At 62.6% G+C, this 12,149-nt stretch carries 9 protein-coding genes; 3 read left to right on the top strand and 6 right to left on the bottom strand.

What is annotated here, in order from left to right; all coding sequences use genetic code 11:
* Positions 1–57 precede the first annotated feature (57 nt).
* The 5 genes from J5J09_RS20225 to J5J09_RS20205 form a co-directional block, all read right to left on the bottom strand.
* A complete protein-coding gene (locus J5J09_RS20225; RefSeq protein WP_208554032.1) occupies positions 58–873 on the bottom strand; it encodes an ABC transporter permease in 816 nt (271 codons plus the stop codon).
* Entirely contained in the window at positions 863–1,813 is a 951-nt protein-coding gene (locus J5J09_RS20220) for an ABC transporter permease (RefSeq protein WP_208554031.1), read from the bottom strand. The genes J5J09_RS20225 and J5J09_RS20220 overlap by 11 nt, the downstream gene beginning before the upstream one ends.
* Positions 1,810–2,799 carry an ABC transporter ATP-binding protein gene (locus J5J09_RS20215; protein WP_208554030.1) on the bottom strand — a complete coding sequence of 330 codons (990 nt, stop codon included), beginning with the start codon at positions 2,797–2,799 and terminating at the stop codon, positions 1,810–1,812. The genes J5J09_RS20220 and J5J09_RS20215 overlap by 4 nt, the downstream gene beginning before the upstream one ends.
* A 194-nt stretch (positions 2,800–2,993) precedes the next feature.
* Entirely contained in the window at positions 2,994–4,151 is a 1,158-nt protein-coding gene (locus J5J09_RS20210) for an ABC transporter substrate-binding protein (protein WP_208554029.1), read from the bottom strand.
* 135 nt (positions 4,152–4,286) lie between these two features.
* Positions 4,287–5,195 carry a LysR family transcriptional regulator gene (locus J5J09_RS20205; protein ID WP_208554028.1) on the bottom strand — a complete coding sequence of 303 codons (909 nt, stop codon included), beginning with the start codon at positions 5,193–5,195 and terminating at the stop codon, positions 4,287–4,289.
* Positions 5,196–5,347: 152 nt separating this feature from the next.
* On the opposite strand from J5J09_RS20205, the gene J5J09_RS20200 reads away from it, so the two are divergent.
* Complete coding sequence (locus tag J5J09_RS20200) at positions 5,348–6,235, top strand: DMT family transporter (protein ID WP_208554027.1); 888 nt, start codon at positions 5,348–5,350, stop codon at positions 6,233–6,235.
* A gap of 19 nt (positions 6,236–6,254) precedes the next feature.
* On the opposite strand, the gene J5J09_RS20195 is transcribed toward J5J09_RS20200, so the two are convergent.
* A complete protein-coding gene (locus J5J09_RS20195; protein ID WP_208554026.1) occupies positions 6,255–7,103 on the bottom strand; it encodes a LysR family transcriptional regulator in 849 nt (282 codons plus the stop codon).
* Between the two features lie 129 nt (positions 7,104–7,232).
* On the opposite strand from J5J09_RS20195, the gene J5J09_RS20190 reads away from it, so the two are divergent.
* Together J5J09_RS20190 and J5J09_RS20185 are read left to right on the top strand one after the other, a co-directional pair.
* Positions 7,233–9,683, top strand: coding sequence for an FAD-dependent oxidoreductase (locus tag J5J09_RS20190; protein ID WP_208554025.1), 2,451 nt, complete (start codon positions 7,233–7,235; stop codon positions 9,681–9,683).
* Positions 9,680–12,136 (top strand): FAD-dependent oxidoreductase, encoded by a 2,457-nt coding sequence (locus J5J09_RS20185; RefSeq protein ID WP_208554024.1) that lies wholly within the window; start codon positions 9,680–9,682, stop codon positions 12,134–12,136. The genes J5J09_RS20190 and J5J09_RS20185 overlap by 4 nt, the downstream gene beginning before the upstream one ends.
* The last annotated feature ends 13 nt before the right edge of the window (positions 12,137–12,149 follow it).

Raw genomic sequence — 12,149 nt, 5'->3', positions numbered from 1 at the left:
TTCTCCCTCGGTTTGCGTCTTGTTCGGCCGGGGGCAGAGGCCACCCCCGGTATTGTCTCACTTGCCGCTCCCCGCGATCTGGTCGGTATCGCGGGTCAGGTAATATGCCCCCAGGATCGGCAGGAACGTGACGATCACGACAACCATCGCCACCACATTGGTGACCGGTCGCTGGCGGGGGCGGATCAGTTCTTCGAGCATCCAGATCGGCAGGGTCGATTGCTGGCCGGCGGTGAAGGTCGTGACGATGACCTCGTCGAAGGAGAGCGCGAAGGCAAGCATGCCGCCAGCGAGAAGCGCCGTTGCGATGTTCGGCAGGATCACGAAGCGGAAGGTCTGGAAGCCGTCGGCGCCGAGATCCATGGAGGCCTCGATCAACGAGCCGGATGTGCGGCGGAAGCGGGCCACCGCGTTGTTGTAGACGACGACGACGCAGAAGGTGGCGTGGCCGAGAATGATCGTCCAGAAAGAGAAAGGAATATCCGCCAGCGAAAAGGCCGAGCGCAGCGCGATGCCGGTGATGATGCCGGGCAGCGCGATCGGCAGGATGACGAGCAGCGATATCACTTCCCTGCCGAAAAATTTCGTTCGGGCGACGGCGGCTGCGGCGAGGGTGCCGAGCACCAGCGCAATCACAGTGGCGATGCTGGCGACCTTCACCGACAACGTCAGCGCTTCCCAGATGTCCGGGCGGTTCCAGGCCACGGCAAACCATTTGGTGGTGAAGCCCGGCGGCGGCCACTGGAAGCTCTTTTCCTCCGTGGTGAAGGCATAGACGAAGATCAGGAGGATCGGCAGATGCAGGAAGGCGAGGCCGGCGCCTGCGGCAATCTTCAGGGACAGGCCCGCGGATTGGGAGCGGTCAGAGCGCATCGAAGGCCCCCATGCGTTTGGCGATGGTGAGATAGATGCCCATGATGACGATCGGCACGACCGAGAAGGCGGCAGCGAGCGGGATATTGCCGGCGGTACCCTGCTGGGCATAGACGGCCTGGCCGATGAAGAGGCGCGAGGTGCCGACGATCTGGGGGATGATGTAATCGCCCATGGTCAGCGAGAAGGTAAAGATCGAGCCGGCGACGATGCCGGGGAGCGCCAAGGGAAAGAGCACGTGGCGGAAGGTCTGGCGGCTATCGGCGCCAAGATCGCCCGAAGCTTCGATCAGGTTGCCGGGCACGCGCTCGAGTGCTGCCTGGATCGGGAGGATCATGAAGGGCAGCCAGACATAGACGAAGACGATGAAGGTGCCGATGTAGCTGATCGAGAGCGAATTGCCGCCGATGACCGGAATGGCGAGAATGCCGTCGAGCAGCCAGGTCAGATGCAGCTTGGCGAAGAGCCAGGTGAGGATGCCTTCCTTGGCGAGGATCAGCTTCCAGGCATAGACCTTGACGAGGTAGCTCGACCAGAGCGGCAGCATGATGCCGAGATAGAAGACGGCTTTCCAACGGCCCTTGGCGTAACGGGCGGCATAGTAGGCGATCGGAAAGGCGATGATGGCAGAGGCGAGCGTGACGGCGGCGGACATCAGCAGCGTGCGCAGGATGATGTCGAAGTTGGCCGGGCGCAGCAGTTCGGCGTAGGTGGCGAGGGTGAATTCGTAGTTGATCAGGCCGGAGAATTCATCGATCGAGAAAAAGCTCTGCAGGAGAAGTGCCACCAGCGAGCCGACATAGATGATGCCGAGCCAGAGCAGGGGCGGCACCAGCATCAGAACCAGCAGCAGGTTGGGGCGCCGCCAGAACAGATCCGAGAGCCGCCCGATCGGACCCTGCCGACCAGGCGTGATGGCGGGTGCGGAGATCGCCGTCATGCGGCCTCCTCCATGTAATGCGGGTCGGCCGGCGACCAGCCGATACGGATGCTCTCTCCGGCTTGCGGTGCCGGCTGGCCGGCGGGCAGAGAGATGGTAAGGGCGGTCGCAGCAGTCTTTACAAAGAGCTTGGTCGAGGCGCCGAGAAAGCTGGTGGAAATCACGGAAGCTTCAATGCCGCCTTCGGGGACGATGCGGATCGCCTCGGGACGCAGGCTCGTCCAGCGGGCTTCGCCACCGAGCGCCTTCATCGCGTCTGGAGCGATCACGTTGGAGGACCCCACGAAATCGGCGACGAAGCGGGTGCGGGGGCGGTTGTAAATCTCGTGCGGGCTGCCCGCCTGGACGATCCTGCCCTCGTTGAAAACGGCGATACGGTCTGCCATGGAGAGCGCCTCTCCTTGGTCATGCGTGACGAAGACGAAGGTGATGCCGAGCGAGCGCTGAAGGCTCTTCAGTTCCTCCTGCATCTGTTCGCGCAGTTTGAGGTCGAGTGCGCCGAGCGGCTCGTCCAGCAGAAGAACCTTGGGCTTGTTGACCAGGGCGCGGGCGAGGGCCACGCGCTGTCGCTGCCCACCGGAAAGCTGGCCGGGCTTGCGGGCACCGTAGCCGGGGAGCTTGACCATCTCCAGCACCTGTTCGGCCTCGCGGTGGCGCTCGTCCCTGGCGACGCCCCTGACCATCAGTCCATAGGCGACGTTGTCGAGGATGTTGAGATGGGGGAAGAGGGCGTAGTCCTGGAAGACCGTATTGACGTTGCGGCGATAGGGCGGCACGCCCTCGGCTGTCTCGCCGAAGATCTCGATATGGCCTGACGTCGGCTGCTCGAACCCTGCGATCAGGCGCAGGCAGGTCGTCTTGCCGGAGCCGGAGGGCCCGAGCATGGCGAAGAATTCGCCGGGCTCTACGGTTAGGTCGACGCTGTCGACGGCTTTCACGCTGCCGAAATGGCGCGAGACCTTCGAGAAGGAGACGGCTGCGGTCATGGGGGCTCCGGTTCCATCTCTCCCCTTGCGGGAGAGAATGCGATTTCAGCATCTTAGCGTCAGCTAAGTGCTAGAAATCGCAAGAGAGGGGGGCGAGGCTTGCCCCTCTCTTGCAAAATCTAACGCTTAGCCTCGCTCTGCTCGGCTAATTCGTTGATTTTGCTTTCTCCCCCGCAAGGGGGGAGATACGGTGGTTACCGTCCGCCGATTACGCCGATGTAATCGGAAACCCAGCGGTGATAAGGGACGCATTCGCCCTGGCTTTCGCACTTCGAGACGGGTGTCTTCCAGAACTTGATCTGTTCGAAGTGTTCGTAACCATTGGTGGCGCAGCCCTCGTCGCCGAGAAGCTCATTGCCCTTGCAGGCGGCCGGAACCGAGGGAACCGTGCCGAACCAGGCGGAAACGTCGCCCTGGACCTTGGGCGAGAGCGAATGCTCCATCCACATGTAAGCGCAGTTCGGATGCTCGCTGTCGGCATGCAGCATGGTCGTGTCGGCCCAGCCGGTGACGCCTTCCTTCGGGAAGACGGAGGCGACGGGCTGATCGGCCTTCAGGAGGTTGACCTGGAAGGGCCAGGAGCCGGAAGCGACGACGCCTTCGTTCTTGAAGTCGTCGATCTGAATGAATGCATCGTGCCAGTAACGGCTGACCAGTGTGCGCTGGACACGGAGCAGGTCGAGGGCAGCCTTGTACTGGTCTTCATTCAGCTCGTAGGGGTCCTTGATGCCGAGTTCCGGCTTGTGGAACATCAGGTAGTTGGCGGCGTCGGCCACATGGATCGGGCCATCATAGGCCTGGACGCGGCCCTTGTTCGACTGGCCATCGGCGAGCGTCATTTCTTCAAAAACGACGTTCCAGCTGTCCGGCGCTTTGTCGCCAAATGCCTTGGTGTTGTACATCAGCACGTTCGGGCCCCAGACGTAGGGCGTGCCGTAGTGGACGCCGTCCTTGGTGTGCCAGGGGGCGTTCTGCAGGCGCTCGTCGATCGTGCTCCAGGAGGGGATTAGGGCCGTGTTGATCGGCTGGACGCGCTTGCCGGCGACTAGACGCAGCGACGCATCGCCCGAGGCGGTGACGAGGTCGAAGCCGCCTTCGTTCATCAGGGCAACCATTTCATCCGAAGTGGCGGCGGTCTTCACCGAGACCATGCAGCCGGTCTTCTTCTCGAATTCTGTGACCCAGTCATAGGCAGGATCGGTTTCGCCACGCTCGATATAGCCCGCCCAGGCGACGATGGAGAGGGCGCCTTCACCGGCGCCAAGTTCCTTCAGCGGCTCTTGGGCGACGGCCGCGGAGGTGAAGCTCAGTACGGTGGCAAGGACAGTGCAAGACTTCAGAAGAGATTTCATCGCGAGGTCTCCCGGTTGTGAGGGCCGCTTTGCGAGCCCCTTATTGTTCCCGGGAGAAAAGTTGCCGCGAATTTACCGCATTCGCAAATTCATTCGTCAGAATGGCGGTATCGGTTTTTCCGATATGTCCGGCAATCAACGAACCCTCCCACTGCGAGTCGCCTCCGCAACTCCGACAAAATCCCGCGCCGCCTGGGGCAGACTCGATCCCTTGCGCCAGACCATGCCGACCTGCACGACGGGCAGCGCGCCCGACACGTCACGGCTTTCAATGCGGTCGCCTTCCAGAGACCACGGGCGGTAGACGAGGTCAGGGAGAAGGGCGACGCCGGCGCCGGTCGCGACCAGGCTGCGGACCGCTTCCACCGAACGGGTGCGGAAAGCAACATGCGGGCGGGCGCCGAGGGCAGATAGCAGCTTGCCAGTGTTTTCCTCGATTTCGTCGACGGTCAGCATGATCAGCGGCTCGCGGGCGATGTCCTGCACTGAAATGATGTCGGCGGAGACGAGTGGATGGCCGATCGGGAGCCAGAGACGATAGGGCGAGGTTTCCAGGATCTCGGCCTGCAGCGCCATCCGGTCGCGCAGGTTGGAGATGACCATGACGGCGACATCGAGCTCACCGCCGATCAGCAGGTGTTCGAGATAAGAGCCGTTGTCCTCTATGGCCGAGACCTCAACGCCCGGGCAGGCGCGACGGTAGCGGGCAAGGAGGTCCGAGAGCACGTAGCCGGCGACCAGCGAGGTGACCCCGATGTTCAATGTGCCGCCCGTACTGTTCTGCGTCTCCGTGAAGACGTTGCGGGCATCCGAGACGTCCGCGAGGATCTTCGTCGCGTGGCGCAGGAACTGGTGACCGTTATAGGTGATGGTCAGGCCGCGGGGGTGGCGCTCGAAGAGCTCGACGCCGAGATCGCCCTCCAGTTCCTTGATCGCCTCGGTGACGGAGGACTGAGAAATGGACAGGTTCTGGGCGGCGCGCGTCACCGATCCCTGTTCGGCGACGGCCACGAAATACTGCAACTGTCGGAAGGTGAAGGCCATGGCTTTTATAGAGCATGAGGAATGAATTCCGGCAACTACAGACAGATGCGCAGCACTCTTATCGATTTAGCAAGGGAGCCTTGCGAATATGCGGCTTGGCAATCGTCAGGCCGCCTTTAGAGTGAGCCTTACTTTCCCGAATCGGACACCCGATGAAATCCACGCCGCTCGGCTATCTGTTTGCCTTCACCGCGTTCACGGTCTTTGCCTTCCAGGATGCCATATCCAAGCATCTGGGCGCGACCTATTCTCCTGTGGTGGTCGCACTGGTCCGTTACTGGGCCTTCGCCGCCTTCGCGTTGTTCCTGGCGCGCCGTTCGCCGGGTGGTATCCGCACGGCCGCTCGCACGAAGAGGCCGGTGTTGCAGATCTTGCGCGGTATTTTGCTGGCGAGCCAGATCCTCATCTCTGTCGCCGCGTTTCATTATGTCGGACTTGCCCAATCGCAGGCGATCTTCGCTTCCGGACCTATCCTCGTCGCCATGCTGTCGGTGCCGCTTCTCGGAGAGAAGGTCGGCTGGCGTCGCTGGACTGCGATCATCGTCGGCCTTTGCGGGGTGCTGCTGATCCTCTCGCCGGACGCGGACGGTTTCAATATCTTGATGCTGCTGCCGCTCGCGGTGGCAACGTGCGGTGCATTCTACGGAATTCTGACGCGACTGGTCAGCAGGGACGATCCGCCGGTGACAAGCTTCTTCTATATGTGCATGGTTGGCTTCGTCGGTATCAACATGCTGGCACCGGCCTTCGTAACGCCGATTGCGGTCGAGGACTGGGTCTGGATGGGCGCGCTCTGCTGCACGGGGATCATCGGACATCTGTCGCTGATCCGCGCCTACGAGAACCTTGACGCCGTCATGGTCCAGCCGATCTCCTACTGGCAACTGGTTCTGGCATCGTCGATCGCCGTCGCACTGTTCGGAGAGAGCCTCAGATTGACCATGGTGCTCGGCGCGTTGATCGTCGTCGGCGCCGGCCTCTTTACGGTATGGCGGGAGCATGTCGTTGCACGGCGGTCGGGTTTAACACGCACCAAGTAAAGCCGCTTAGGATATGCGTTCAGCCTGCCAGCAGATCGGTGATCGCCGCGACGATGCGGCGGTGCTGGGGGGCGTGGCGGGTACGGATCGAGGTCGCGGCGTAGACGGGCTGTTCGATCGGCGCGACATCGACGACAATATGGGCCTCGCCCTCGTCCGCCAGCCGGTAGGCGGTGGACCTCGAAACGAAGGCGCCGCCGCCAAGGCTTGTCAGCAGGCTGAGAATCGCCATGTTCTGACCGGAGGAGACTGCCGCCGTCAGCAGATGTGGCAGGGCGACACGGTGGGCGCGCTCGAAGGCGGGCGAATAGTTCGCGCGAATATAGCGCTCGACCGGCAGATCCTTCAGATGCGGCGAGAGCGTGCTGACCAGCAGATAGGTCATGTCGCCGATGCGCTCGTAATGCAGGTCCGGAAGGTAGTTCGGCGTGTAGAGGATGGCGAGATCGAGGTCGCCGCTCGCAAGGTCGCGGTTCATCTGGCCCGAATAGTCGACCTCCATGTAGAAGGAGGTTGAGGGCATCTCCTGTCGGATCGCGCGCAGCAGACCGCCGGCATGTTCGGCGGCGACGTCCTGCTGGATGCCGAGGCGCATCGCATGTTCATAGGCGCCGGCACTTTCGACAGCGCGGGAGGCCTCGTGCCATTGCCGCTGCAGCGCCATCGCATGGTCGTGAAACCTGAGACCGGCGGCCGTCGGGACCGTGCCTCCCTTGCTTCGCGTGAAGAGTTTCCGGTCGAACTCCGCCTCCAACGCCTTCACCCGGTGGGAGACGGTCGACTGGGTGATCCCCATGCGCTCGGCGGTGCGGTTGAAACTTCGGGTCTCCATCAGATCAATGAAGGTCTCAATCAGATCAATCTGCATTTTTGCGCCACGTATCACGACAATTCCGGCTAATCTAATCGAATTCATCGATCAATAAAGCCCCGTCCTTCTTCTTGAAGCGAGCCCTCGTTTTTTGCCAAGCTCGGCGAAAATCGCGAGGGAAAAAGCATGGCGGAACTGCCGACGACGGCGCGCGTGGTGATCATCGGGGGCGGGGCGGTCGGAGCCTCCTCGCTCTACCATCTGGCCAAGGCCGGCTGGACGGATTGTGTGCTTCTGGAGAAGAACGAGCTCACGGCCGGATCGACCTGGCATGCGGCCGGCAACGTTCCGACCTTCTCGTCGTCCTGGTCGATCATGAACATGCAGCGCTACTCGGCGACGCTTTACCGTGATCTCGGCAAGCTCGTCGACTATCCGATGAACTACCACGTCACCGGTTCTGTCCGGCTTGGCCATTCGAAGGAGCGGCTGCGGGAGTTCAAGCGCGTCGTCGGCATGGGCCGATACCAGGGTATGGACCTCGATATCTTGGCGCCCGACGAAATGCGGTCGAAGTATCCGTTCCTCGAAACACACGACCTCTCCGGGGCGCTCTACGATCCCTATGACGGCGATATCGATCCGGCGCAGCTGACGCAGGCGCTCGTCAAGGGTGCGCGCGACATGGGCGCCAAGGTCATCCGATTCTGCCCGGTGACGGCAGCCCGTCGCGAGAACGACGAGTGGGTGCTGACGACGCCGCAGGGCGAAATCCGCTGCGAATACGTGGTCAACGCCGCCGGCTACTACGCCCGCGAGGTGGGAAAGCTGTTCGGGCGCGACGTGCCCATGATGGTGATGAGCCATCAGTACATGCTGTTCGACACCATTCCCGAGCTGGAGGCGTGGTCCAAGGAGGCCGGGCACAAGCTGCCACTGCTGCGCGACGTCGATAGCTCCTATTATCTCCGGCAGGAAAAGTACGGGATGAATCTCGGGCCGTACGAGAAGAACTGCAAGGCGCATTGGGTGACGAACGACGACCCGATGCCAGAGGATTTTTCCTTCCAGCTTTTCCCTGACGATCTCGAACGGCTCGAATGGTATCTCAACGATGCCGTCGAGCGGGTGCCGATCCTGGGGACGGCAGGCCTGTCGAAGATGATCAACGGGCCAATCCCTTACGCGCCTGATGGTAATCCGCTGATCGGGCCGATGCCGGGCGTGCCGAACGCGTTCGAGGCCTGCGTCTTTACCTTCGGCATCTGCCAGGCTGGCGGCGCCGGCAAGGTGCTGGCCGAATGGGTCACCGAGGGGCAGACGGAATGGGACATGTGGTCGTGCGATCCGCGCCGCTATACCTCGTTCGCCTCGGACCAGGACTATTGCGTCGCCAAGGGCATGGAAATCTACGGCCATGAATATGCGATGCATTTTCCTAAGCACTACTGGCCGGCGGGACGCGACCGGAAACTGTCGCCGATCCACGACCGGATCAAGGCGCTGGGCGCGCAGTTCAAGCCCTACAACGGCTGGGAGCGCGCCATGTGGTACGCCAAGCCTGGCGACGATATTTCCGAGGAGGCGACACAGACCTGGGACCGCAAGGGGCCTTGGAGCCCGCGCATCGAGGCGGAATGCCTCGCCGTGCGGGATGCGGCGGGCATTCTCGACCTGCCGGGCTTCTCGCGTTTCCGGGTGAAGGGGCCGGGCGCGACGGCGTGGCTCTCCTCGATCATCACGGGCAAGGTGCCGAAGCCGGGGCGGATCGGGCTTGCCTATTTCGCCGACGACAAGGGCCGCATCGTCACCGAAATGTCGGTCATGATGCTGGGCGAGGATTTCTTCTTCCTGATCACGGCCGCGACGGCACAGTGGCATGATCTGGAATGGCTGCGAAAGCTAAAGCCGACCGATGCCAGCTTCACCATCGACGATGTGACCGAGGCCTTCTCCTGCCAGATCCTCTCCGGTCCCGCCTCGCGCGCGATCCTTGCCGAAGTGACCGACGCCGATCTGACGAAGCCGTGGTTGACGCACCAGTCGTGCCAGATCGCCGGCAAATGGCTGCAACTGGTGCGAGTCTCGTTTGCAGGCGAACTTGGCTGGGAACTGCATACCAAGATCGAGGACACGGCCGACGTCTTCGATGCCGTCTGGGTGGCTGGCCAGAGACATGGACTTCAGCCGTTCGGCATGGAAGCGCTTGACAGCCTGCGCATCGAGAAGGGCTACCGAGCCTGGAAGGGCGATCTTTCCACTGACTACACCGTGCTGCAGGGCGGGCTGGACCGCTTCATCGACTGGTCGAAAGATGACTTCAAGGGGAAGGCGGCGCTGCTGAAGGAAAAGCAGCTCGGCGTGTCCAAGCGGTTCGTGACGCTCGTGGTCGACGCCGGTGATTGCGATGCGCCGTACATGTCGACGCTGTGGCATGACGGTGCGGTGGTGGGTGAGACGACCTCCGGCAACTGGGGTTATCGCACCGGCAAGTCGATCGCGCTCGGAATGCTGCGGGCTGACCTTGCCGGGCCCGGCACGCAGGTCGAGGTCGAAATCTTCGGCGACCGCTTCAAGGCGACGGTGCAGCCCGACCAGCCGCTCTGGGATCCCTCGAACGAAAGATTGAAGGCATGAGCAAGCCGATCCCTTCCAAGGCGCGGGCGGTCATCATCGGCGGTGGCGTGTCCGGCTGCTCGGTCGCCTACCATCTGGCCAAGCTCGGCTGGACCGACGTGGTGCTGCTGGAGCGCAAACAGCTGACCTGCGGCACGACCTGGCATGCGGCTGGGCTGATCGGCCAGCTGCGCGGCAGCCAGAACATGACGCGGCTCGCGAAATACTCGCGCGACCTCTATGTCCGGCTCGAGGAAGAGACGGGCATCGGCACCGGCATGAAGCAGAACGGCTCGATCACGGTCGCGCTCACCGACGAGCGCAAGGAGGAGATCTACCGCCAGGCTTCGCTGGCGCGCGCCTTCAATGTCGACGTTCGGGAGATTTCTCCGGACGAAGTGAAGTCCATGTATCCGCATCTGAACGTTTCCGACGTCGTCGGCGCGGTGCACCTGCCGCTCGACGGTCAATGCGATCCCGCCAACATCGCCATGGCGCTCGCAAAAGGCGCGCGGCAGTTCGGGGCAACCGTGATCGAGGGCGTGAAGGTCATCGACGTGCTGACCAAGGAGGGTAGGGTTTCCGGCGTCGTCTGCGAGCAGAATGGCGAGCGGTACACGATTGAGGCCGAGAATGTCGTCAACGCCGCCGGCCTCTGGGGTCGCGATCTCGCGGCGAAGTCCGGCGTTACCGTGCCGCTGCATGCCTGCGAGCACTTTTACATCGTCACCGAGCCCGTTGCGGGGCTGAAGCAATTGCCGGTGCTGCGCGTGCCGGACGAGCAGACCTATTACAAGGAAGACGCCGGCAAGATGCTCGTGGGGGCCTTCGAACTCAAGGCCAAGCCGTGGCCGCCGGCCGGGGAAAAGGTCCGCGAGGATTTCTGCTTCGACCAGTTGCCGGAGGACTTCGACCACTTCCAGCCGATCCTCGAAATGGCGGTCAACCGTTTGCCGATGCTGGAAACGGCGGGCATCCATACCTTTTTCAACGGGCCCGAGAGTTTTACTCCTGATGACCGCTACTATCTCGGCGAAGCGCCAGAGCTGAAGGGCTATTGGGTGGCGGCCGGTTACAACTCGATCGGTATCGTTTCCTCCGGCGGTGCCGGGATGGCGCTGGCGCAATGGATGAACGATGGCGAGCCGCCCTTCGACCTCTGGGAGGTCGATATCCGCCGCGCCCAGCCGTTCCAGAAGAACCGCGCCTATCTCAAGGAACGCGTCACCGAGACGCTCGGCCTGCTCTATGCCGATCATTTTCCCTATCGCCAGATGGCGACGGCACGCGGTGTCCGGCGTTCGCCGATCCACGAACACCTGAAGGCACGCGGCGCTGTATTCGGCGAGGTCGCCGGCTGGGAGCGGGCCAACTGGTTCGCGAAACCGGGCCAGGAGCGCGAATACCGCTACAGCTGGAAACGGCAGAACTGGTTCGAGAACCAGCGCGACGAACACATGGCGGTGAGAACCGGCGTCGGCCTGTTCGACATGACCTCATTCGGCAAGATCCGCGTCGAGGGGCGTGACGCGCTTGCCTTCCTGCAACGGCTCTGCGCCAACCAGATGGACGTGTCGGCGGGCCGGATTGTCTACACCCAGATGCTGAATAGCAAGGGATGTATCGAAAGCGATCTAACCGTCACGCGGCTTTCCGAAACCGCGTTTTTCCTCGTCGTTCCGGGCGCGACCCTGCAGCGCGACCTCGCCTGGCTGCGGAAGAATTTGCGGCCCGACGAGTTCGTGGTCGTGACCGACGTGACGGCGGCGGAAAGCGTGCTATGCGTCATGGGGCCAAGGTCGCGCGAACTGCTGTCGAAAGTGAGCCCAGCAGATATCTGCAATGACGGACATCCTTTCGGCACGGCGCGCGAGATCGAGGTCGGCATGGGCATCGCCCGCGCTCATCGCGTTACTTATGTGGGCGAACTCGGCTGGGAGCTCTATGTCTCCACTGACCAGACCGCGCATGTGTTCGAGGCGCTCGATGAGGCCGGTGCCGATGTGGGGCTGAAGCTCTGCGGCATCCATACGCTGGACTCGTGCCGCATCGAGAAGGCGTTCCGGCATTTCGGCCACGACATCACCGACGAGGATCACGTGCTGGAGGCGGGGCTCGGGTTCGCGGTCCGGACTGCCAAGGGCGATTTCATAGGACGCGATGCTGTTCTCAGGAAGCAGGACGCGGGCCTGAAGCGCCGCATGGTGCAGCTCCGGCTCACCGATCCGGAACCACTTGTCTTCCACAACGAGGCGCTGGTGCGCGACGGCAAGATCGTCGGCACGGTGACATCAGGCAATTACGGTCATTTCCTCGGCGGCGCGATCGGCATGGGCTATGTGCCCTGCGAGGGCGAGAGCGAAGCGGATGTGCTGGCCTCGACCTACCAGATCGAGGTGGCCGGCGAACGGTTCAAGGCCGAGGCTTCGCTGAAGCCGATGTACGACCCCAAGGCGGAACGGGTGCGGATGTGACGGCGAGAGGCGC

This window comes from Ciceribacter sp. L1K22, assembly GCF_017599385.1.
GTDB lineage: Bacteria > Pseudomonadota > Alphaproteobacteria > Rhizobiales > Rhizobiaceae > Allorhizobium.
This window is presented reverse-complemented; position numbering and strand designations above follow the sequence as displayed.